The sequence below is a fragment of the Actinocrinis sp. genome, from assembly GCF_035650855.1.
In the GTDB taxonomy this organism is placed as follows: Bacteria; Actinomycetota; Actinomycetes; order Streptomycetales; family Catenulisporaceae; genus Actinocrinis.
In genome coordinates this window covers 1-22111 of record NZ_DASRGV010000218.1, presented here as the reverse complement: position 1 = coordinate 22111, position 22111 = coordinate 1, and the positions used below count along the sequence as shown (strand labels likewise).

The 22111-nt window shown below is 70.2% G+C and carries 19 protein-coding genes and 1 pseudogene; 12 read left to right on the top strand and 8 right to left on the bottom strand.

The genetic code is table 11. The features are described from left to right. Window positions 1-211: 211 nt before the first annotated feature. The 4 genes from VFB40_RS15895 to VFB40_RS15880 all read left to right on the top strand — a co-directional run bounded on the left by VFB40_RS15895 (window position 212) and on the right by VFB40_RS15880 (window position 5916). Window positions 212-715: a PNPOx family protein gene (locus tag VFB40_RS15895; protein ID WP_324851451.1), complete on the top strand. Its 504-nt coding sequence runs from the start codon at window positions 212-214 to the stop codon at window positions 713-715. A 108-nt stretch (window positions 716-823) separates the two neighbouring features. Beyond that, on the top strand, window positions 824-1552 hold the full coding sequence (locus VFB40_RS15890) for a WXG100 family type VII secretion target (RefSeq protein WP_324851449.1): 729 nt from the start codon (window positions 824-826) through the stop codon (window positions 1550-1552). 91 nt (window positions 1553-1643) lie between these two features. Further along, on the top strand, window positions 1644-5531 hold the full coding sequence (locus VFB40_RS15885) for a DUF6531 domain-containing protein (RefSeq protein WP_324851447.1): 3888 nt from the start codon (window positions 1644-1646) through the stop codon (window positions 5529-5531). Window positions 5532-5553: 22 nt separating this feature from the next. Further along, on the top strand, window positions 5554-5916 hold the full coding sequence (locus tag VFB40_RS15880; RefSeq protein ID WP_324851445.1) for a hypothetical protein: 363 nt from the start codon (window positions 5554-5556) through the stop codon (window positions 5914-5916). A 368-nt stretch (window positions 5917-6284) separates the two neighbouring features. Here VFB40_RS15880 and VFB40_RS15875 read toward each other — a convergent pair whose 3' ends face one another. The 7 genes from VFB40_RS15875 to VFB40_RS15845 all read right to left on the bottom strand — a co-directional run bounded on the left by VFB40_RS15875 (window position 6285) and on the right by VFB40_RS15845 (window position 14074). Beyond that, a complete protein-coding gene (locus tag VFB40_RS15875) occupies window positions 6285-7313 on the bottom strand; it encodes an SDR family oxidoreductase (RefSeq protein ID WP_349261498.1) in 1029 nt (342 codons plus the stop codon). Window positions 7314-7385: 72 nt separating this feature from the next. Beyond that, complete coding sequence (locus tag VFB40_RS15870) at window positions 7386-9053, bottom strand: GMC family oxidoreductase (RefSeq protein WP_349261500.1); 1668 nt, start codon at window positions 9051-9053, stop codon at window positions 7386-7388. A 59-nt stretch (window positions 9054-9112) separates the two neighbouring features. Next, window positions 9113-9793: a gluconate 2-dehydrogenase subunit 3 family protein gene (locus VFB40_RS15865; protein WP_324851439.1), complete on the bottom strand. Its 681-nt coding sequence runs from the start codon at window positions 9791-9793 to the stop codon at window positions 9113-9115. Beyond that, complete coding sequence (locus VFB40_RS15860; RefSeq protein ID WP_349260309.1) at window positions 9790-10239, bottom strand: hypothetical protein; 450 nt, start codon at window positions 10237-10239, stop codon at window positions 9790-9792. The genes VFB40_RS15865 and VFB40_RS15860 overlap by 4 nt, the downstream gene beginning before the upstream one ends. 193 nt (window positions 10240-10432) lie before the next feature. After that, window positions 10433-12256, bottom strand: coding sequence for a thiamine pyrophosphate-requiring protein (locus VFB40_RS15855; protein ID WP_324851435.1), 1824 nt, complete (start codon window positions 12254-12256; stop codon window positions 10433-10435). Window positions 12257-12352: 96 nt separating this feature from the next. After that, window positions 12353-13225, bottom strand: a complete 873-nt coding sequence (locus VFB40_RS15850; protein ID WP_324851433.1) for a DMT family transporter — start codon at window positions 13223-13225, stop codon at window positions 12353-12355. An 81-nt stretch (window positions 13226-13306) separates the two neighbouring features. Next, window positions 13307-14074, bottom strand: coding sequence for a SigB/SigF/SigG family RNA polymerase sigma factor (locus VFB40_RS15845; protein WP_324851431.1), 768 nt, complete (start codon window positions 14072-14074; stop codon window positions 13307-13309). A 282-nt stretch (window positions 14075-14356) separates the two neighbouring features. Between VFB40_RS15845 and VFB40_RS15840 the strand changes: the two genes are divergently transcribed. The 3 genes from VFB40_RS15840 (at window position 14357) to VFB40_RS15830 (ending at window position 16073) form a co-directional block, all read left to right on the top strand. Next, the gene (locus tag VFB40_RS15840; protein WP_324851429.1) at window positions 14357-14815 is read left to right on the top strand and encodes an SPW repeat protein; all 459 of its coding nucleotides are present in this window, start codon (window positions 14357-14359) and stop codon (window positions 14813-14815) included. An 8-nt stretch (window positions 14816-14823) separates the two neighbouring features. Continuing rightward, window positions 14824-15075 (top strand): hypothetical protein, encoded by a 252-nt coding sequence (locus tag VFB40_RS15835; protein ID WP_324851427.1) that lies wholly within the window; start codon window positions 14824-14826, stop codon window positions 15073-15075. 101 nt (window positions 15076-15176) lie between these two features. Next, entirely contained in the window at window positions 15177-16073 is an 897-nt protein-coding gene (locus tag VFB40_RS15830; RefSeq protein WP_324851425.1) for an MFS transporter, read from the top strand. Window positions 16074-16184: 111 nt separating this feature from the next. Here the strand turns inward: VFB40_RS15830 and VFB40_RS15825 are convergent, their stop codons facing one another. Beyond that, on the bottom strand, window positions 16185-16913 hold the full coding sequence (locus VFB40_RS15825; protein WP_324851423.1) for a polysaccharide deacetylase family protein: 729 nt from the start codon (window positions 16911-16913) through the stop codon (window positions 16185-16187). A 125-nt stretch (window positions 16914-17038) separates the two neighbouring features. Here VFB40_RS15825 and VFB40_RS15820 point away from each other — a divergent pair, with 125 nt between their 5' ends. The 5 genes and pseudogenes from VFB40_RS15820 to VFB40_RS15795 all read left to right on the top strand — a co-directional run. Next, window positions 17039-18166, top strand: coding sequence for an MGDG synthase family glycosyltransferase (locus VFB40_RS15820; protein WP_324851421.1), 1128 nt, complete (start codon window positions 17039-17041; stop codon window positions 18164-18166). Window positions 18167-18423: 257 nt separating this feature from the next. Then, window positions 18424-19202, top strand: a pseudogene (locus tag VFB40_RS15810) (SDR family NAD(P)-dependent oxidoreductase). A 249-nt stretch (window positions 19203-19451) separates the two neighbouring features. Beyond that, window positions 19452-19730: a DUF3040 domain-containing protein gene (locus VFB40_RS15805; protein WP_324851416.1), complete on the top strand. Its 279-nt coding sequence runs from the start codon at window positions 19452-19454 to the stop codon at window positions 19728-19730. Window positions 19731-19844: 114 nt separating this feature from the next. Then, window positions 19845-21248, top strand: coding sequence for a sugar porter family MFS transporter (locus VFB40_RS15800; RefSeq protein ID WP_324851414.1), 1404 nt, complete (start codon window positions 19845-19847; stop codon window positions 21246-21248). Window position 21249: 1 nt separating this feature from the next. Next, window positions 21250-22111: FAD-binding oxidoreductase (locus VFB40_RS15795; RefSeq protein ID WP_324851412.1), on the top strand; the 862-nt coding region annotated here is incomplete at its 3' end.

The window sequence follows — 22111 nt, the reverse complement described above, 5'->3', positions numbered from 1 at the left end:
CTTCGAGCAGCGCCTCGCGCACACCGGTGGCCGGGCGGCCCACCCGCCCGACGCGACGTTCAGGCATCGGACCTCCTCGGGGTGCGCCGGTCGCGGCTGGGAAATCGCTGTGGATCAATGCCGAAGCATTGCACGATCTCGCCCGCCGGGACTAGCGTAACCGTTACTGATGAATTACTCAGTAAATCGCCATCCGGCAAGGAGCAGGAAGATGTCATCCGAATCGACGCCGGCCGCCGCGTACGGCAAGCCGACCACCAGCGGACCGCAGCCGGTCTCCTCCTACCAGGGCGCGCTCAACGGCTTCATCAAGGGCCTGCTGCGCGTTCCGGTGCTCTCCCGGCTCGTCGGCAGCAGACTACTGACGTTCACCGTCGTCGGTCGAAAGACCGGCAGGACATATGTCATTCCGGTCGCCTACACCAGACACGAAGGCACGCTCCTTATCGGCACCCGCAGGTGGCCGTGGCTGAAGAACCTGCGGCCCGGCGAGCCGACGACCGTGCGGGTGCGCGGACGCCAGCGCCTCGCCGACTGGGAGCTCCTCGACGACGAGCAGAACGTCGTGGAGCTCTACGGGGTCATCGCCCGCGACAACCACGCCAACGCCAGGTTCGCCGGCATCGGCTTCGCCTCCGACGGCGAGCCGAACCAGGCCGACCTGCACCAGGCCTGGGCGAAGGGCTGCGTCGTGATCCGCCTCACGCTGCGCTGAGCGGCCGCCCGCGCATCGCAGCACCCTCGGTTCCGGTAGCCTGCCACGGATCGAACGGGTACCGGGCGCGCCGGTGCCACCGGACAGGCGAAGGCGGGGACGCGGGCGATGGCCATCGAACTGCCCACCGAGGTCGAACAGTTCCTCCAGTTCATCGGCATCAACTTCCCGATGGTCAACGAGGACGCGGTGCGCGCGATGGCGCAGCACGTGCGCGAGTTCTCCCAGAACGTCGCGGACACGCACCAGCAGGCCACCGACACGATCGGCCGAATGAGCGAGGGGTACCAGGGCGCCTCCTACGACGCCCTGGTGCAGAAGTGGGCCGACAAGTCCAACTCCCACATGACCGAGCTGCACGACGCCTGCGAGGTGGTCGCGACCGCGCTGGAGGCCGGGGCGGACTTCATCGTCGCGCAGAAGGTCGCCGCGATCGCCGAGCTGATCGCGATGGCCGCCGCGTTCGTCGCCGACCAGGCCGCCGCCGTGGCCACCTTCGGGCTGGCCGAGGCGGCGCTGGCGGCGATCGAGGAGGGTGCGGAGAAGCTGTGCGAGTTCCTCGAGCAGCAGCTCGTCCAGTACATCATCGGCGAGGTGCTGGAGGCCGCGATCAAGCCGCTGACCGGGGTGATCGAGAAGGCGCTGAGCGGCTTCGTGTTCCAGGCCGTCGAGGGCGCCCTCGGGGTCTCCGGCGGGGGAGCGGTCGGCGAGTCCTTCAAGGTCGACCAGTCCGCGCTTGAGCCGCACCTGCTGCAGATGCAGGCGCACGGGGAGACGATGGTCAGCCACGCTCAGACGTTGACCTCGAACATCTCCTCGCTGAACTTCGAGCGCTGATCCGGCGCGGCGGCACCGGGACCGGACCGAGCACCGAGCACCGAGCACCGAGCGAACCACCGAACGAGGACCGAGGCGGGGACGGAACACCGTGGGCAATCAGATCGTCAAGGCCGTCGAGGACGGGGCCGAGGAGATCGGCCAGTCGCTGGGCCGCAAGTTCCCGGCCATGTGGAAGCAGGCCGCGCAGGACGTCGAGGCCGGCATGCGCAAGAACATGACCGCGCACCTGGAGAACGACGCCCAGCAAGCCGCCAGGTTCCTGGAGAAGGACGCCACCGGGGCGGTCGAGAAGGAGGCCGGCAGCCTGGAGAGCAAGGCCGCGAGCTCCGTCGGATCAGACGCCGAACGCGGGCTCACCGGAGCCGGCGAGGGCGACGCGGTCGGCGGGAAGGGGGTCGGCGGCTGCGGAAAGGCCGGCGAGCCGGTCGACGTCGTCGGCGGGCAGATGGTCACCGCGCGGATCGACGTGCAGCTGCCGGCGGTCCTGCCGCTGGTGCTGCGCCGCGCCTACGCCTCCGGATACCGGCACAGCGGCCTGTTCGGCGCCGGCTTCTCCTCTACGCTCGACATCAGGGTGCAGACAGACGCGGACGAGATCGTGTTCGCCGACGACGACGCCAGGATGCTGAGTTTCCCGGTGCCCGCGCGGTCCGGCGAGCGCGTCAGGTCCGCCACCGGCCCGCGCTCCGAGCTGAGCTGGGACCGCGACGCCGACGTGATCCGGGTTCTGGACCGCGATCGCCGCTGCACCTACGAATTCGCTCCGCCGGAGGACCGCGACGCGCGAATACGCCCCCTGACCTCGATCCGGGACCGGGCCGGCAACTGGATCACCATCCGGCGCGACGGCGGCCTGCCGGTCGAGGTCCGGCACGCCGGGGGCTATCGCGTGGCCGTGGACACCGCCTACACGCAGGCCGGCTTCCGCGTCGAGGCGCTGCGGCTGCTCGACGGGACCGACGGCGGTCAGGGCACACGGATTCTCGGCTACCAGTACGACCCGCGCGGCCGGCTGATCGCGGTGACCGACTCCAGCGGCCTGCCGTTCTGCTACGACTGGGACGCCGAGGACCGCATCACGGCCTGGACGGACCGCTCCGGTTATCAGTTCCGGTACATCTATGACGCGACCGGCCGCGTCGAGCGCACTGAGGGCGATGGCGGATTCCTGTCCGGCGGCTTCGAATACGACCCCGCGAACCGCGTCACGACCTACACCGACAGCCTCGGCCACCGCACCGAACACCACTACGACGCGCGCGGCAACGTCGTGCGGGTCGTGGACCAGGTCGGCGGCGCGACGTTGACCGAATACGACCGGCACGGCCAGGTCGTCGCGGTCACCGACCCGCTCGGCGCGACGACCCGGTTCACGCTCGACGAGCGCGGCAACACGGTCCGCACCGAACGCCCGGACGGGACCGTCGCAACAGTCGAATACGACGAGCACGACGAGCCGGTGCGCATCGTCGGCCCGGACGGCGCGGTGTGGCAGTACTCGTATGACGAGGGCGGCAACCTGGTCGCGCTGACCGATCCGCTCGGCGCCACCACGCGCTACAGCTACGCGGAACGCGGCCGTGTGACAGGGTTCATCGACGCGCTCGGGCACGAGAACGCCATCGAGACCGACGCGGCCGGCCTGCCACTGTCACACACCGATCCGCTCGGCTCCGCCTGGCGGGTCTGCCGCGACGCGCGCGGCCGGATCGTCACCGCGACCGACCCGCTCGGCGCGGCGACCACCTCGGTGTGGAACGACGAGGACCTGCTGGTCTCCCGCACGCTGCCCGACGGCGCCACCGCGAGTTGGGAGTACAACGAGAACGGCGCGCTGCTCAAGCACACCGATCCGGCCGGCGGCGTGACCGTGTTCGAACGCGGCCCCTTCCAGAAGATCACCGCCCGCACGAACCCGGACGGAGCGCGCTACACCTTCGCCCACGACACCGAACTGCGGCTGCTGACGGTCACCAACCCGCAGAACGCCACGTGGACGTACACCTACGACGCCGCCGGGCGACTGATCGGCGAGACCGACTTCAACGGCCGCGAGCTGCGCTACGAACACGACGCGGCGGGCGACGTGGTGCGCCGTGTCAACGGCGCCGGACAGAGCATTGACATGGTCCGCGACCAGCTCGGCCGAATCCTCGAGCGCCGCACGGATTCCGGCGATGTGACAGTCTACGAATACGACCCGGCGGGAGAACTCACCCGCGCCCGCAACGCCGAGGGCGAACTCGTCTACACGCGGGACCAGCTGGGCCGGATCACCGCGGAGAGCTTCGCCGGACGCACGCTGACTTCGACCTACGACGCGCTCGGCCGCCGCCTCACCCTGGCGACCCCGTCGGGCCGCGCCACGGCCTGGGAGTGGGACGCGGCCGGGCGGCCCGTCTCGTTGAACGCCGAGGCCGCCTGGCTCACCTTCGGCCACGACGCCGCCGGCCGCGAGTCGCATCGCTGGATCGGGGCGGACGTCGCGCTGACCAGCGAATGGGACGGGCTCGGCCGGCTCACGACGCGCCGCCTCGTCGGCGTCGAGGGGCCGGTGGACGCCCGCACGTCCCGCGTCCTGCACGAACGCGGCTGGACCTACCGCCCGGACGGTGCGCCGACCGCCGCGACGGACAGCGTTCTCGGCGGTCGCGGCTTCACGCTCGACGCGCTCGGACGAGTCACTGCGGTGACCGCTGAGAACTGGACGGAGACCTACGCGTACGACCACGCGGGCAACCTCACCCACGCCTCCGACTCACGCATGCCCGACGCGCCGACCGCCGGCGACCGCGAGGTGGCCGGGACGCTGCTGAGCTCAGCGGGGCGCACGACGTACGAGTACGACGGCCAGGGCCGCGTGGTCAGGACACTGCGACGAACGCTGTCCGGCGGCCGCAAGGAATGGACCTTCGAGTACGACGCGCACGACCGCCTCGTCCGAACGGTTACGCCCGAGGGCGACACCTGGCGCTACGGCTACGACCCGCTCGGCCGCCGCGTGAGCAAGCAGCGGCTCGGCGTGGACGGCGCGCCGGTCGAGGAGTACCGGTTCTCCTGGGACGGCGTCGTGCTCGCCGAACAGGACCACTACCGCGCGGACGCCCCGCAGGTGGCGGTGACCAGCTGGGACTACGAGCCCGGCAGCTGGACCCCGGTCAGCCAGGACCGGCGCGGCTTCTACGCCCAGGCGCCGCAGGAGATCGTGGATCGGCAGTTCCACGCGATCGTCACCGACCTGGTCGGGACGCCCACAGAGCTGGTCACTGCGGACGGGCGCATCGCATGGCGGCGCGGCGCAAGCCTGTGGGGCAATGCCCTTCCGGCGCAGGCAGCCGCCGTGAGCACCTCCGATGAGGCGACGATCGACTGCCCACTGCGCTTCCCCGGCCAGTACCACGACGCCGAGACCGGCCTGGACTACAACTACTTTCGCTGCTACGACCCGGCGACCGGCCGCTACACCGGCCCCGACGTGCTCGGCCTGAGCCCCGCGCTCAACCACCACGCGTACACCGAAAATCCGCTGATCGGCATGGACGCGCTCGGCCTGGCGGACCACATCACCGACGCGGGCCGCAACATCCTGCGCCAGGCCGCGGCACGTCACGGCGGCATCGAACTGCCGGACAGCCCGCACGGCCGCGGCAACTTCATGTTCCCGAACCGCAGGTCCGCGCGGGCCGCCGCCTCCGAGATCGCCGGCGACCTGAGCTCGAACCCGAGCACCTTCCGGGCGAGCGACTATCGCGGCGCGCCGCGCGGCACGAACCCGAATATGATCATGGGGCGGAACAACTCCGACCCCGCCGACCCGATCGACAACCACGGCACCGCCGGCTGGCGCGACGATCAGTGGGGCCACAACTTCGGCGGTGGGAACACGGTCGGTCCGCACGTGAACGCGTGGAACGAGGGCAACGGCATTGAGAACTCGCACCTGTACTACCAAGCGCACCCGAACAACTGTCCCTGACCGCGATGGAGGGTGAGCGCTGATGGCCACGTGGTACGGGATGGAGTGCGACCACGCCGACACCTGGTCGAAGTTCTCCGACACCGACACCGAGCCGACCGGGGACGAACTGCTCTGTCCCCAGGCCGGTCACCCGGCGATCATCCTCAGCCGGTTCAAGCTCGACCGGCTCGTGAAGCTCACCATCGCGGCGACGAGCAACCCGCCGACGTCACAGGGCGACAAGTTCACGAAGTTCTTTCTCGAGATGTCCACCTGGGACGGACAGAACTTCCTGCGCTCGGCAAAGACCTTCACCTGGGAAGAAGCGGTCAAGCGGGCCGAGCTGTTCCATAACCTGTCGTGGGAGGACGCCGAGCGCCGCTGGACCCGCCTGAAGATGTGAGAGACAGCAGTTGAGCGGTCGCGAACGCGGTAGCGACGCAGCCGTCCACCATTTCCGCCCGGCGGTTCTCATGGTCGAACACCGCCATGCCCTCCATGGACAGCGCGTGTAGGAAGTCGACCCCCGCGGCGAGTTCGTGCACGATCGGCGCGCGGGCAATGCCGACCACGACCGCCTGGAGGCAGTGGCGCGCCCCGAGGATGCGGGCGACCCGCCTCGCCTTGGGGTCCGCCGGGTGCGCACAGGTCAGTTCGATCAGCGCACCCGGCGCCACGAGCAGCGTGACCCCGTAGGCGAACCGGATGAGCGGCAACGCCGTCAAGGAGGTTCCGCCGGCCTGCTTCGGCAAGAGCGTGAGGCTCATCAGGCTATTGCTTCGCGTTCTTCGTGAGCACGCCGAGCACGCCAAGACCAGCCGCGAGGCCGCCGGCCGCCGCGCCGACGCTCGCCAGCCGCGCGTGCCGGGAGACCCAGACCTGCGGGTCGCGGTTGTGCGAACGCTGATCGAACTCGCCGTGCGCGCCGAAGTCGTGGCCGCGCTCGCCGTCCGCGGGCTCCCACAGGTTCTCCGGCCGGTCCGGGGCCGCCTTCTGCTGCGTCTGCTGCGAATCGAAGCCGGTCTTCGCGAGATAGCGGTCCAGCAGCCCGGAGAAGAACTTCTCCGCGGTGATGGTCAGCGCCGTCGACAGACCCACGTAGTACTGCTTGCGCTGAGGGTGATCGGCCGCGAAGACCACCGCCTGCGCGGCGACCTCCGGCTGGTAGATCGGCGGCACCGGCTGCGGGTGGTTCGGCATCCGGGAGAGCACCCAGGAGAACTGCGGGGTGTTGACCGCCGGCATCTGCACCACAGTCACCTTCACGTTGCTGCCCTTGTGCATCAGCTCGGTACGGATCGACGACGCGACGCCGTTGACCGCGTGCTTCGCCCCGCAGTACGCGGACTGCAGCGGAATCGAACGCACCCCGAGCGCCGAGCCGACCTGCACGATCACGCCGTGGTCGCGCGGCTCCATCTTGCTCAGCGCGGTGCGCAGGCCGTTGACAGAGCCCAGATACGTCACCTCGGTCACCCGGCGGAACTCCTCCGGTTTGATCTCGGTGAAGGGCGCGAACACCGACGTGAACGCCACGTTCACCCACACGTCGATCGGGCCGAACTCGTCCTCGGCCCGGTCGGCCGCGGCCTGCACCTGATCGTGGTCGGCCACGTCGGCCGGCAGCACCAGCGCCTTGCCGCCGAGCTGCTCGACCTCGCGCGCCGCCGCCTCGAGTCCGGTGCGCCCGCGGGCGATCAGGCCGATGCGCGCGCCACGCTTGGCGAACTCGCGCGCCGTGGCCCGGCCGATCCCGCCGCTGGCGCCGGTGATGACAACAGTCTGACTCACTTTTCCCATCCTCCGTCTCCGTCGCGCCGCCGTGGTTTCCGCGTTGCACTTGCCGCTCGCCGGCCGGCCTCCGGTTCCCCGTCAGGTCGCCGCACGCTGCGGTGCGCGCACGCCTCCGCGCGCTCCCTCGGCCAGCAGATGAGCCGCCCGGTCGACCACCGCCATGATGGTCAGCGCCGGGTTCGCGGAACCCTGAGTGGGGAACACGCTTCCGTCGGTGATCAGCAGATTGGGGATCGCGAAGCTGCGCAGGCTCGCGTCGACCACGCCCTCCTCGGCGGTGCGGCCCATCCGCGCGCCGCCGACCAGGTGCGCGAAGCGCTTGATGGTCATGACCTCCGCGGCGCCGGCCGCGTGCAGGATCTCCTCCATCTTGGTCTGCGCCGCCTGCATCAAGGCGTGGTCGTTGTCGCACATGCTGTACGACATGTTCACCACCGGCAGGCCGTAGCGGTCCTTCTGGTCCGCCAGCGTCACCCGGTTCTGCGGCAGCGGCAGGAATTCGCACAGCGCGCCGAGCGTGGCCCAGTGCACGTAATCGCTCATGTACGTACGCAGATCCTCACCCCAGTGCCCCTGCGCCGAGACGTGCTCGGCCCAGGTGATCGGCAACGGCGAGACGTTCTGGATCGAGAAGCCGCGCTTGTAGTCCTTCAGCGGATCGGTCTCGTAGAACTCCTCGCAGGTCGCCTCCGGGGGCGGCGCCTTGTACATGCGCACCTCCTCGGCGAACCGCCCGGCGGTCTGCGGCGCGCCCTGCACCATCAGATACCGGCCGACCAGGTCGTGCTCGTTGCACAGCCCGTCCGGGTGCCGCGCGTTCGCCGAGTTGAGCAGCAGGCGCGGAGTCTCCAGCGAGTATCCGGCCACTGCGACCATCCGCGCGGCCTGGAAATGCTCGCGGCCGCGCAGGAAATACCGCACGCCGGTGGCGTACCTTCCGTCGCGGTCGGTCTCGATCCTGCTGACCATCGCGTCCGCGCGGATCTCGGCGCCGTGCGCGAGCGCGTCCGGCACGTGCGTGATCAGCGGCGAGGCCTTGGCGTTGACCTTGCAGCCCTGCAGGCAGAAACCGCGGTAGATGCAGTGCGGCCGGTTGCCGAAGCGGCCGTTGGAGATCGCCACCGGGCCGACCCTGGCCTGGATCCCGAGCGCCGCCGCGCCGCGCAGGAAGATCTCGCCGTTGCCGCCGACCGGATGCGGCGAATGAGGGTACGAATGCGGATCGCCCCACGGCCAGTGCTGGCCGGCGACCGGCAGCTCTCGCTCGATCCGCTCGTAGTAGGGACGCACCTCGTCATAGCTCAACGGCCAGTCGAAGCCGACCCCGTCCAGCGAACGGGTGTGGAAGTCGGAGGGGTGCAGGCGCGGGGCGTACCCGGCGAAGTGCACCATCGAGCCGCCGACGCCGCGGCCCGAGTTGTTCGAGCCCAGCGGCACCGGATCAGAGCCCGAAATCACCCGCGGTTCGGTCCAGTACAGGTGGTGCGAGCCGGCCTCGTCGCTGACCCAGTGCGCGTCCGGGTCCCAGAACGGCCCGGCCTCGAGCACCACCACCGACCAGCCGGCGCGGGCCATCCGCTGCGCCAGCGTGGCGCCGCCCGCGCCGCAGCCGACGATCACCAGGTCGACCTCGTCGCCGTCCTCGTGCCGCCGCATGTTCTCGATCAGCTTGCGGTCGAAGCGGGTGCCGTCGTTGGGCAGCAGCCACGCCGACTCGTTGCGCGAGCGCACGCCGCCTCGCAGCACGGCGCTCTTGACCGCCTGCGCGGTCGTGCTCAGCCCATTGCTCTTCGCTGGTCCATTGCTCACGATGTCGATCCCTCGGGATCTTCCTCCGGATGCCGGTCGGGGACTTCCCACGGCTCGCGCATGTCGACGCCCATCCGCATGTAGCCGCGCGGATACGCCGGACCGCCGAAGCCGATCTCGTTCCAGGCCCATGGATGCGAGTAGAACGCAGTACACGCATACCGGGTCCACAGGCTCCACACATGCCCGGCCGGCATGCCGCGCCACGGCTTGCTGTCCAGTCCCTGCACGGTGCGGATGATGTCGGCCTGCTCCTCGCGGCTCAGATTCGCGAAACAGACCCCTTCGTCACCGGCCGCGTCACGCGCGTCCTGGTCCAGCCCGGCCAGCGAGCGGTGCCAGGCCTCGCCGTCCTCCGGCATGTCCTCGTAGCGCCAGCCGTCGGTCTGCCCCTCGGCCAGCCGCGCGTCGACCATCTGCACCACCGGCACCCGCGGTTCCTCCCACTGCCCGAGCAGGTGATCGAAGAGCGCCGCGGCGGCCGCCTCCTCGGCCGGATCGAAGAACCGCAGATCCGGTTGCAGACCGAGCCGTTCCAACACGACGCCGGAGGTGGTCGCGTCCCAGGTGTGCGCCTCTTGCACCACGTCAAAGCCGGGGAAGCGCTCGTTGCGGCCGCCGCCGGGCACCCGCGCCCGCTCGGCGGCCCGCAACTCGCGCTTCAATACCCGGCTCATCGCTCCCGCCGCAGCACCGAGGCCACCAGGCCCATGCCGCCGACCATCGTCACCAGCAGCGGGGCGAACAGCGGCGGACCGAGCTCGATGTTGTAGCGCGCCATCGACCATCCGCCCGGCTTCTGCGCGATGCCGCGCACGTGCAAGTACGTGCCCTGCAGGCCGTTGGCGACGATCATTCCGGACGCGATCGGCAGCACGGTCCGCGCCGCCTTCGCGTCGTAGAACCCGGCGATGCCCGCCGCCACGCCGACCGGTCCCAGCGCCACCGGCCACCACATCATCTTGTTGCCGAAGCTGGCCCGGTCGTGCTCCAGGTAGATCTCCGCCGCCGTGATCAGCGAACCCGCCGCGGTCAGCAGCGAGAGCGTGCGCTCGAACCGGCCGTGCCGCACGTTCCACAGCAGGCGGCCGGCCAGACCGGCCGCCTCGCTTCCCTCGGCCACCGCTGCGGTCTTGGCCACCGTCTTGATCGCGCTGGCCGCGGCCTTGACCGCGGTCACCGCCTCGGCGGCGTCGGCCGCCAGATCAGGCTTCTTCGACGCGGCAGCCCTGCCCGGCCGAATCCTCGGATGAACCAGCAGGCTCATCGTCCCTCCGCCTCTCCGCCCACGGATTCTCTCGTCGTCGCGCTCTTCGTCACTGGCCTTCCTCGGCCCCGGGCCGGTCCTCGCGGTCCCGGCCGCCGGGCAGGAACTCCTGGATCTTCGCCTTCACGCCCTGGCGGACCATGCCGGCCCGGTCCGGGTCGCCGTGGATGATCGCGGTCGCGGCCGCCTCGATCTGATCGAGCGTCGCGTGCGGCGGGATCGGCGGCACGGCCGGATCGGTGTGGAAGTCGATGACGAACGGCCGGTCCGAGGCGAGGGCCTGCTGCCAGGCCGCCTCGACCTGGTCCGGCTTCTCCACCCGCACCCCGGCAAGTCCGATCGACCTGGCGAAGTCGGCGTAGTGCACGTCCGGGATCGACTGCGAGGGCACGAACTGCGGCGCGCCCTCCATGGCCCGCATCTCCCAGGTCACCTGGTTCAGGTCCTGGTTGTTGAGCACCGCGACGATCATCCGCGGGTCGCTCCACTGCTCCCAGTACTTGGCCGCGGTGATCAGCTCCGCCATGCCGTTCATCTGCATCGCCCCGTCGCCGACCAGCGCGATCACCGGCCGGTCCGGGTGCGCGAACTTGGCGCCGATCGCGTAGGGGACGCCCGGGCCCATCGTGGCCAGCGTGCCGGACAGCGAGCCGCGCATCTCGCCGCGGATGCGGATGTGCCGCGCGTACCAGTTCGCCGCGGAACCCGAGTCGCTGGTCAAGATCGCGTCCTGCGGCAGCAGCCGGTCGACGGCGTGCACCACGTACTCGGGGTTGATCGGCTCGGCGTCCACGGCGGCGCGCCGCTGCATGACCTCCCACCACCGCGCGACGTTCTGCTCGACGGTGTCACGCCAGCTGTGGTTGTCCTTCTGGCGCAGCAGCGGCATCAGCCGGGTGAGCGTGCGCTCCGCGTCACCGACCAGGTTCACCTCGAACGGGTAACGCAGGCCGATCATCGACGGATCGATGTCGATCTGAACCGCGCGCGCCTGATCGAACTTCGGCAGGAACTGCGTGTACGGGAAGCTCGACCCGATCACCAGCAGCGTGTCGCAGTCCCGCATCAGCTCATACGACGGACGCGTGCCGAGCAGGCCGATGGAGCCGGTGACATACGGCAGCTCGTCGGACAGCGAGTCCTTGCCGAGCAGCGCCTTGGCCACGCCCGCGCCGAGCAGGTCGGCCACCTGTTCCACCTGCGACCTGGCGCCGCGCGCGCCCTGCCCGACCAGGATCGCGACCTTCTCGCCGGCGTTGAGGATGTCGGCCGCGCGCTGGAGGTCCTCGTCGTCCGGGATCGGCGCGAACCGGCTCAGGCCCTTGCTCGAGGGCACCATCTTGAACGCGTGCTCCGGCGCCTCGTATTCGAGCTCTTGCACGTCTGCCGGAATGATCAGCGCGGTCACGGTGTGCCTGGAATAGGCGATGCGCAGCGCGCGGTCCAGCACGTTCGGCAGCTGCTGCGGAACGGTGACCATCTCGCAGTACTCGGACGCCACGTCCTTGTACAGGCTCAGCAGGTCGACTTCCTGCTGGTACGAGCCGCCCATGGCGCTGCGGTTGGTCTGGCCGACGATCGCGACGACAGGGACGTGGTCCAGCTTCGCGTCGTACAACCCGTTGAGCAGGTGGATCGCCCCGGGACCCGAGGTCGCGGCGCACACGCCGACCTTGCCGGAGAACTTCGCGTACCCGACCGCCTGGAAGGCCGCCATCTCCTCGTGGCGGGCCTGGACGAACATCGGGTCGTTGTCGGCTCTGCCCCACGCGGCGAGCATCCCGTTGATGCCGTCGCCCGCATAGGCGAAGACATGCTCGACGCCCCATTCGCGCAGGCGGCTCAGGATGTAGTCGGAAACCTTCTCGGCCATCTGGATTCAGCACTCCCTCCGGCGATCTGCGACCGGACCGTATTGCCCAGGTCCAGGGGATTCATTCAGCACGGCAACGGTCCTGCGGCACTTTGGCTACAGCCGGTTGCGACCCGCCTGCGGCGATGACACGGGATTCGACGCCAGCAGAATCGCGCCCCACAGCATCAGGCCGATCCCGGCCACCTCCAGCACGATCCACCCGTCCAGCCGGATCCGCTCGCCGAACATCGCGACGCCGAGCGCGGTACTGGCCACCGGGTCGCTGATGGTCAGGGCCGGCTGGGTGACGGCCAGCGCAGCGCTCTGCAACGCGTACTGCAGCAGCAGCAGGCTGCCGACCCCGGCGGCCGCCATCGCATAGAGCTGCCACGACGCGAACACCTCGGCGATCCCGTTCTGGGCCCGCTCGGTGGCCGCCTTCATCAGCGCCGCGGTCAGCGCGAAACCGATCCCCGAGGCGGTGCCGAGCAAGGCCCCGCGCGCCGCGCCGCGCTTCCACCGAGCGGCCGCGATCAGGCCGCCGATCAGTAGGCCGACGGACACCGCCGCGACCGCCCACGCCACCGCGCTGGGAGAGGTGTTTCCCGGCGTGGGCGCGGCCCCGATCAGCAGCAGCGCGAGCCCGCCGGTGAGCGCGGCGATCGCGAGCCAGGCCTGCCGGCCGAGCGGGCTGCGGGACAGACGCGCCGCGATGAGCAGGGCGAAGGGCAGCTCCACAGTCAGCAGCGGCTGCACGAGCGATAGGCCGCCGAGGTACAGTCCGACCGCCTGCAGGATGAACGCGGCGATCAGGCAGCCGATCCCGGCCAGCCACACCCTGCGCCGGATCAACTCGCCGAGCAACGCGCGACGGCGCCGCGGTTCGGTCGAGGTGCGCCGCGCCGCGCGCCGCTGCAACACGGAGGCCATCGCATTGCAGCCAGCGGCGAGCAGCGCCGCGGGAACGGCGATCAGTTCCGACGCCACGGCGCGGTCTTCGTCTTCGGCACGGGCTCCCTAATCTCCGGATTGCGCCGATCGACACCGCGCCGGTCAACACCGCGCCCGTCAACACAGCGCCGCGCGCAGCCGCCCGAGCACCGAGGCGAGCAGCCGCGAGATGTGCATTTGCGAATAGCCGAGCCGCGCCCCGATCTCGCGCTGGGTCATGCCCTGGAAGAAATGCATCACCAGGATGCTGCGGTCGCGCTCGTCCAGCGCCGCGATCAGGGGCTTGAGGGCGGTGCGGTCGACAACCGCCTCCAGCCGCGCGTCCTCGCCGCCGAGCAGGTCGAGGAGGCGCGGGCTGCCCGGTTCGGCGCGCAGCGGACGATCCAGCGAGGCGGTGGTGTAGCTGTCCATCGCGACCAGCGCCTCGGTGACCATTTCCGCGGTGACCCCGATCTGCTCGGCGATCTCCGCGACCGTGGGGGATCTGGACAGCTCCCGGGTCAGCCGCTCGTTGCACGCGCGCACGGTGCGGGTCAGTTCCTGCATGGCGCGCGGTACGTGTACGTCCCAGGTGGCGTCGCGGAAGTACTTCTTGATCTCGCCGAGGATGACCGGGGTCGCGTAGCCCAGGAAACCGGTGCCGCGCTCCGGGTCGAAGTTGTCCACCGCCTTGACCAGCGCCAGGTACGCCACCTGCACGAAGTCCTCGGACAGCTCCCCGCGGCCGCCGTAGCGCAGCGCGATGTGCCGCGCATACGATAAATGATCTTCAATTAACGAGGAACGCAACTCGGCACGCTGCGGATCGTCGCCGTTCAGCGACTTGAGCAGCTGGAATCGGCGCATCGCCTCCGCACGCTGCTCGGCGCGCTCAGAATCGGTCATGCCCTTCACGCTAACGAGCCGCCGGGGATCACTGCACTATGCAAATGTAGTGCGGCGCAACGGTGGCTTGGCGCTGTTAACAGCGCTTTTCAGCCGCCAGTAGGCCGTCATCGGGAGCCATAGATCGTTCGAACGGGCGATGTCGGGCGTAGTCGCGCCGGAACCCAGCGTGAAAAGTTGCCCAAAGCAAGGTTTGCTCGGCCCGAGCGGTGGAGAAAGCGGGGGCACGCGGCAGTCGAGATCACGGCTTTCACGATCAAGCAGTATTTGGAGGTGGCTGTGATGGTGGCACAGAACCCGAGTATCGAGGAGCACCCCGATCTGATGGCGCTGCGCGCCGATTCCGAGCTGGCCGCGGCGCGGCCGGCGGCGCAGGCGGTGGAGTGCCTCAGCCTGTTGGCCGCGCTGTACCTGGCGGTCTCGCCGTGGATCGTCGGGTTCAGCGCGGCGTTCCGCAACCTGGCGATCAACGATCTGATCCTGGGCATCGCGCTCGCGGTGTTCTCGCTCGGTTACGGCGCGGCCTACGAGCGCACGCACGGCATGGCCTGGGCCGGCGCGCTGATCGGCGTGTGGACCATCATCGCCCCCTGGGTCGTCTCCGGCCGGCCGGCGACCTCGGGCTCGGAGGCGAGCAACATCATCGCCGGAGCCCTGGTCGTGTTGATGGCCCTGGCGACGATCGCTCAGGGCACGGTGCGTGGCTCGGCCCGCACGATGTCCCGCACGACGCTGCGCTGAGTCGTCCGATGCGTCCGCTCGGCTACGCCGTCTCCTTGATCGCCGTCGGTCCGGCCGACGAGATCAAGGGCGGCGTGCCCCTAGCCGAGCTGCGCCTGCCCAGCCTGCAAACGGGGCTGGCGCAGACGTGGCTCGACCGCAACCGGTACCGCCGGATCTTCGCGGTGCCAGGCGATGTGGACGCGCATGGACGGCCTGAGTTCGTCCTCGGCGTGACGCCGGCCGAGTACCGGGACATCATCGCCAGCGCTTCGAAGTGAGGCTGTGAAGGCCGCCGTCCGGTGTGTTCGCTCCGGGCGGCGGCCGATTCGTGCCCTGGTACGCCTGGGCTGGAAAGCGAGGGCAGGCGAGTGGGGCAGGTGTGAAAACGCACCGCGGACGCGGCTTCGACCGCATCGGGCGCAGGCTGCGCCAGGCGCTCGGCGGACCGAACCGCTGGCGCGCCGTGCTGCTGCTCGCCTGCGTGATGGCGCTGAACTCGGCCGACTCCGGCGTGATCGGCGCCGTCGCGAACGAGCTGCGGCAGGCCGACGACCAGTGCGCGCAGGACGAGACGGCGAGTTGGTCACTGTGGCGTGCGACGAAATACGTCCTGTCGGTACGCACGAACGTCCTGTTGATCATCGCCTCCGCGATCGGCTACTTCTTCTTCGCCGGGCTGCACACCTTCGCCTTCGAGCTGGTGCGCGACCGGTATCAGGTCGGGCGCGCAGAGCTGACCGCACTCGTTCCGGTGATCGGCGCGGCAGCGCTGCTCGGGGTAAACCTCGGCGGCCGGTGGGCGGACCGGCTCGGCCACACCGGCCACCCCACCGCGCGTGTGACCGTGCCAGGTGTCGCATACGCGACCAGCGTCGCGCTGTTCCTGCCGGGTCTGCTCACGCGCCAGACGTGGCTCGCCCTCCCGCTGTTCGCGGGCGCGGCCGGGGCGCTGGCCGCCGCGAATCCGCCGCTGGACGCGGCCCGCCTCGACATCATGCCGCCGCGTCTGTGGGGGCGGGCCGAGAGCGTGCGCACGGTCTTACGGATGGGCGCGCAGGCCGTGGCGCCCATCGTGTTCGGCTGGCTTTCGGATGCGCTGGGCTCGGGCCCGTCCGGGCCGCAGCGCGCGCAAAGCGGCGTGGACCGCGCATTCCTCATCGGGCTCGCCCCGCTGATGATCAACGGTCTGCTGCTGCTGCGGGCTCGCCGGACATATCCGGCCGACGCGGCCGCCGCCAGAGCCGCTGTCGCCCGCACGGCTGTATCGCATGGATGAACCGGCTCGTTGCGGGTAGAGGCCCGCGCGCTTGGCGCCTCGGGATGGGACGGTGGGGATATGTCACGATTCGGCGCTGTCCGTGCGCGCGACTGCGCGCCGGCGGCAGCCTCAGCGTTCAATCCCGTGCGCCGCGAGCGGTCCGATCTTCAGCTCGGCCGCCTGACAGGACTCGATCACCAGGGGCAGCGCCCCGAGCGTCGCGCGCCAGGAGCCGGGCGCGCTGTTCCGGTCGGTGTCGTGCAGCAGCAGCGTCGCGCCGCCGCGCAAGTCGGGCAGCAGCGTCTGGTGGATGGACCGCGGCGTGGCCTGCGGCGTCCAGTCCTTTCCCCAAGCGGACCAGAGCACGGTGCGCAAGCCACTTCGCGCGGCGGCTGCCCAGCGTCCGCCGGTCAGGATTCCGTACGGAGGCCGGTACCAGCGCGGCAGGCAGCCCGTGGCGAGTTCGATCGTTTCCAGCGTGCGCCGGATGCCGGACAGCTCGCGCGGGTCGTAGGGCAGCCAGGGGCGGCGATGCGTCCAGCCGTGCACCCCGAGTTCGTGGCCGCGGTCGGCGATCTCCCGGGTCAGCGCCTGGTGCCGGGCCGCGTGCTCGCCCAGCAGGAAGAAGGTGGCGCGCACCCCGAGCCGGTCCAGTTCGTCGAGGAAGGCGGGCGTGCTTTTCGGGTCCGGCCCGTCGTCGAAAGTCAGCGCGACATGGCCGCTCGCGCCGAGCCCGGTGAGGGACGGGAACAGCGCCCGGCGCACCGGTGGCAGCCACGTTCCGGCGGGCAGGACATGCCCGGCGAGGGCGAGCAGTCCGATCGCGCGCAACCGGGCGGCCGCCTGCTTGTCAGTCATCGAACTCCCATCCGCTGCGATATCGACCGCGACAGGCGTGGCATTACCCGGTCACCGCGCGCACAACGCAACGATTGCGCCAAACGGCGTCGGCGGCTCGGAAGCAGGGAAAGGGGTGCGCTGCGATGAGCCGCGTGCTGATCCTGGACGCCGGCATGGGCGCCGGGCACACGGCGGTGGCGAACGAACTGGCCGCACGACTGAGCAGGCGAGGCCACGAAGCGCGCCGAGCGGATGTGCTCGACCTGCTACCGCCCGGCGTCGGCGCGGCGTTGCGCGGCTTCTACCGCACCGCGGTACGCCGCACTCCCTGGCTCTACGACGGAATCTACGCGGCGTTCTTCCGCTCAGAGCACGGCCCGGAAAGCACCCCGCTGGCCGCGTTGGCCGGGCCCGGATTCCTCGAAGCAGCAGCCGAATATCGGCCGGACGTCGTCGTACCCGTATTCCACCTCGCCGCGCAGGTCACCGGTCGGCTGCGAGCGCGCGGTGAACTTGCCGCGCCCACGGCGGTCATGGTCACCGATTTCGCGGTGCACCGGCAGTGGCTGCATCCCGGCAACGACGTGTATTTATGCGTCAGCGCGGACGCCGCGGAACAGGCGCGCGCCAAAATCGGACGGCCGGCATACGCGCCGGGACCGGTCGTACCGCAACGATTCCAGAAGGCCGCGCCCACCGAGGACGGCCACTGGATCAAAGTGCTGCGACGGGTCGGCGAGGAACGAATCCCCGTGCTGATCTCGACCGGATCCTGGGGTGTCGCGCGCGGGCTGCCGGAGACCACCGATGCCTTGTACCGCAACGGATATCTGCCCGTCGTGCTCTGCGGCCGCGACGAGCGCATACAAACCCGCATGGGACGTCTTCCCGGCGTCCTTGCCTGCGGCTGGATCGAGGATATCGAGGCCCTGATGGCCGCCGCCGGCGTGCTGATCGACAACGCGGCCGGTCAGACCGCCGTCCAGGCGCTCGCGGCCGGGCTTCCGGTCATCGGCTATCAACCGATCGCAGGGCACGGGCGTGAGGGCGTCCTGCTGATGGCGCGCCTCGGCGTCACCACCTATGCCGGGAGCCATGCCGAGCTGCTCGACTCACTCACGCGTCTCGCCCGGCCCGGCGAAGCACGCGACAGACAAGTACGCGCGGGGCGGTCCCTGTTCGTCGGGGACGCGGCCGAGGAGATCCACCGGCTCGCCGAAGCGGCTCCGGCCGGGGAAGCGGCCGCCGAACCGCGGGTGCACCGGCGATGAACGCGATCGGCACGGCCCTGCGCGCATGTTTGTGTGGCCCTTAACGGGCAAGAGGCACGAAAATGTTCATAGTGCACAAATCTGTCGCGTACGAAACGGATGCGCGCCCCTCTCAACTCCGGAGGCAAGCCGAATCGGCTTCAGAAGTACGGCCGAGCGATCGGAGAGAAGGCATGGCTCATTTCCTGTGGTCGGGCCAGCCGGCCAGTGCGACGGCAGCGCGCGGCGAACTGGGGCGAGGGGTCGTCCGCACCCGGATGAACCGCGCTCCCGTCAGCGACGTGGCCGTCGCACGCCGCGTGGCCCTGGTCACCGGCGCTTCCTCCGGCATCGGCGCGGCGCTCGCGCAACGCCTCGCGGAAGAGCGGCGCTGGCGCCTGCTGGTCAGCGGCCGGGATCAGGCGCAGCTCAGCCGCATCGCCAAGCGGACCGGCGCGGTGGCGCTGCGCGCGGACCTGTCGGCTCCGGGCAGCGGCGAGGGATCGCGCAGACCGCCCTCGGCGCGGCCGGCCGGGTCGACCTGCTGGTGGCCTCGGCGGGCGTCGGCTGGTGCGGACCGTTCGAGGTGATGCCGCCGGCGCGCATCGACGAGATCGTCACCGTGGACCTGGTCGCGGTCATGCACCTGGTCCGGCTGCTGCTGCCGCACATGATCGCGCGCGGACGCGGCCACGTCGTGCTGGTCGGCTCGGTCACGGGCTGCACGGCGGTGGCCAAGGAGGCGGTGTACTCGGCGGCCAAGGCCGGGCTGAGCGCCTTCGCCGAGAGCCTGCGCTACGAGCTGGTCGGCACCGGGGTCCGGGTGACGCTCGTCGTACCCGGCGTCGTCGACACGCCCTTCTTCGAGCGCCGCGGAGTGCCCTATCTGCGCAACTATCCGCGGCCGGTTCCCGCGATGCGCGTCGCCGACGCGACGATCGACGCGATTCGCCGCGGCCGCGACGAGGTGTACGTGCCGCGCTGGATGGGCGTACCGGGCCGGGTGCGCGGCGCCGCGCCCAAGCTGTATCGCACGCTGGCCGCGCGTTTCGGGTGAGCGAGGTCGGCTGAGCTGGTTCCGCTGGGCGGAGCAGGTTCGACGTTTTCCCAGGTCAGATGAGTGTCAAGGGAGCCGGGCCGTCGGCAGGCCAAGGATCATGCGCAGCGCAACGTTTGCATAGTGCACATCCGGGCAGTGGCGTGGTGTGCGGACGGTGCACGGATCTCGACGACAGTGCCGCGCTGCTTCGCCCGAGCCGTCCGCACACCAGCTACTTCTCACGGCTCGCCTGCGGTGGAGGTCCCGATGCTGACCGACTGGGAGCGTCGTCAGCTCGCCGAGATCGAACGCGGCCTGAACGAGGACTTCACCCTGCGCCGCCGCGCCGGCCGCCGGTTCGGCTCGATCACGCCGTGGGCGGCGACCGGAGCGCTGGTGTTCCTCGGCTGCCTCGTCGTGCTGATGGCCCTCGGCGCCTGGCATCTCGCGATCGCGCTCGCGGCGGTCTGCGGGCTCGCCACGTTTGGCCGCACTACGCGCCGAGGCAGGGGCGGCCCCGGACCGCGCCGGACCTTGGGCCGCTGAGCCGTGGCGTTCTCGACCAGAAGTTACCTGCATAGTGCAAACGTTCCAGAATGCATGGTTTATCCCGGTCCGGGTACGCAGCGGCCTTGACCCACGTGGAGTAAGGCGGTCGCGATGCTCGAATTCCTGCGCACCCTGCGCACGAACGGCCTCGTGGTACGGGTCGCGGCGATCGCCGCGATCGGCGGGCTGCTCTTCGGTTACGACACCGGCGTCATCTCCGGCGCGCTGCTCTACATCAAGAAGGACCTCAACGCGGGCTCCTTCGCCCAGGAAGCCGTCGTCTCGGTCCTGCTGATCGGCGCGGCTTGCGGCGCGGTGATCTCCGGCTACCTGGCCGACCGGATCAGCCGCCGCGACACGAAGATCATCTCAGGCTGCGTCTACATCGCCGGGGCGCTCGGATCGGCCCTCGCCACCGACCTGGCGATGCTCATCGGCTTCCGGTTCCTACTCGGCCTCGCAGTGGGCACGGCGTCGTTCGTCGCGCCGATGTACATCTCCGAGGTCGCGCCGCCTCGGGCCCGCGGCGGCCTGACCTCGTTCAACCAGCTCGCCGTCACCGTCGGGATCCTGATCTCCTATCTGGTGAACTACGCCTTCAAGGACGTATCAGGCAACTGGCGCTGGATGCTCGGCGTCGCGGTGATCCCCGGCGTCGCGCTGGCGATCGGCATGCTCACCGTGCCCAAGACCCCGCGCTGGCTGGTCGAGCACCATCGCGAGGACGAGGCCCGCGAGGTCCTGCTGCGGCTTCGCGCCAACGACCCGGACGCCGACGTCGACGCGGAGCTGCGCGACATCCACGACAGCATCGAAGAGGGCCGCGGGCTGCGGGTGCGCGACCTGTGGGGCGCGCGGGTGCGGCCGCTGCTCGTGATCGGGCTCGGGCTGGCGATCTTCCAACAGTTCGTCGGCGTGAACACCGTCATCTACTACGCGCCGACGATCCTGCAGAAGACCGGGCTCAACGCCGACACCGCGATCACCCAGACCCTCTCGGTCGGCATCACCAACGTGCTGTTCACCGTGGTGGCGATCCTCCTGCTCGACCGGCTCGGCCGGCGCGCGCTGCTGATCCTCGGCACCGTCGGCCTCGGCCTGAGCCTGGTGCTGCTCGCGGTGTTCTTCGGCATCGGCTCGCTGCAGCAGTCCGACCCCTGGATCGCGCTGGTCGCCCTGATCGTCTACATCGCCTGCTTCGCGGTCGGCCTCGGGCCGGTGTTCTGGCTGATGATCAGCGAGATCTTCCCGCAGCGGCTGCGCAGCAAGGCGATGAGCGTGACCACCGTGGCCAACTGGCTGGCCAACTTCCTGGTCTCGGCCACCTTCCTCACCCTCACCAGCGCGATCAGCCGCAGCGGCACCTTCATCCTCTATGCCGGCCTGTCCGTGCTGGCGGTGCTCTTCTTCTGGCTGCGGGTGCCGGAGACCGCGGGCCGCAGCCTGGAACAGATCCAGTCCGAGGTCGGCGCCGAACGCGACGAGGCCGCCGAACCGGCAGAACGGAGGTCGTGACGTGAAGCTGACTTCCCGCACCCTGATTCACCGCACACCGTCGTATCCCCGCACGCCGAAACCGCCGCGCTACGCGGCCGACCTGGCGCACGAGCTGCGCCGGGCGATCCGCGGCGAGGTGAGGTTCACGCCCGGCGACCGTGCGCTCTACGGCTTCGACGCCTCCATCTACCGGCAGCTGCCCGTCGGCGTCGTCGTTCCCAAAGACGCCGACGACGTCGCGGCCGCATTGGAGGTCTGCCGCCGCTACCGCGCGCCGATCTTCGGGCGCGGCTGCGGCACCGGACTGGCCGGGCAGACGGTGAACGCCGCCGTCTGCTTCGACTTCTCCAAGTACATGGACGAGATCGTCGAGCTCGATCCGCACAGCCGGCACGCGCGCGTGCAGCCCGGAGTCATCTGCACCACGCTTCGCAACCGGGCCGAGGAGCACGGCCTGACCTTCGGCCCCGACCCCGCCACGATGGACCACGCCACGCTCGGCGGCATGGTCGGCAACAACTCCTGCGGCACGCACTCGGTGATGGCGGGCAAGACCGTCGACAACATCAACTCGCTCGACGTCCTCACCTACGACGGCACCCGCATGCGCGTCGGCCCGACGAGCGATGGGGAAATCGACCGGATCATCGCGCTCGGCGGCCGGCGCGGCGCCATCTACGAGGGCTTACGGCACATCCGGGACACCTACGCGGACATCATCCGCGCCGGCCTGCCCGACATCCCGCGCCGCGTCTCCGGCTACAACCTCGACCAGCTGCTGCCGGAGAACGGCTTCAACGTCGCCCGCGCGCTCGTCGGCACCGAGTCCACCTGCGCGCTCACCCTGGAGGCGGACTGCCGCCTGGTGCCCTCGCCGCCGA

Excerpts from the sequence above, each read along its gene's own strand:
- VFB40_RS15895 (WP_324851451.1), top strand. The coding sequence starts at position 212 with ATGTCATCCGAATCGACGCCGGCCGCCGCGTACGGCAAGCCGACCACC.
- VFB40_RS15890 (WP_324851449.1), top strand. The coding sequence starts at position 824 with ATGGCCATCGAACTGCCCACCGAGGTCGAACAGTTCCTCCAGTTCATC.
- VFB40_RS15880 (WP_324851445.1), top strand. The coding sequence starts at position 5,554 with ATGGCCACGTGGTACGGGATGGAGTGCGACCACGCCGACACCTGGTCG.
- VFB40_RS15875 (WP_349261498.1), bottom strand. The coding sequence starts at position 7,313 with ATGGGAAAAGTGAGTCAGACTGTTGTCATCACCGGCGCCAGCGGCGGG.
- VFB40_RS15865 (WP_324851439.1), bottom strand. The coding sequence starts at position 9,793 with ATGAGCCGGGTATTGAAGCGCGAGTTGCGGGCCGCCGAGCGGGCGCGG.
- VFB40_RS15855 (WP_324851435.1), bottom strand. The coding sequence starts at position 12,256 with ATGGCCGAGAAGGTTTCCGACTACATCCTGAGCCGCCTGCGCGAATGG.
- VFB40_RS15845 (WP_324851431.1), bottom strand. The coding sequence starts at position 14,074 with ATGACCGATTCTGAGCGCGCCGAGCAGCGTGCGGAGGCGATGCGCCGA.
- VFB40_RS15840 (WP_324851429.1), top strand. The coding sequence starts at position 14,357 with ATGGTGGCACAGAACCCGAGTATCGAGGAGCACCCCGATCTGATGGCG.
- VFB40_RS15835 (WP_324851427.1), top strand. The coding sequence starts at position 14,824 with ATGCGTCCGCTCGGCTACGCCGTCTCCTTGATCGCCGTCGGTCCGGCC.
- VFB40_RS15825 (WP_324851423.1), bottom strand. The coding sequence starts at position 16,913 with ATGACTGACAAGCAGGCGGCCGCCCGGTTGCGCGCGATCGGACTGCTC.
- VFB40_RS15820 (WP_324851421.1), top strand. The coding sequence starts at position 17,039 with ATGAGCCGCGTGCTGATCCTGGACGCCGGCATGGGCGCCGGGCACACG.
- VFB40_RS15805 (WP_324851416.1), top strand. The coding sequence starts at position 19,452 with ATGCTGACCGACTGGGAGCGTCGTCAGCTCGCCGAGATCGAACGCGGC.
- VFB40_RS15800 (WP_324851414.1), top strand. The coding sequence starts at position 19,845 with ATGCTCGAATTCCTGCGCACCCTGCGCACGAACGGCCTCGTGGTACGG.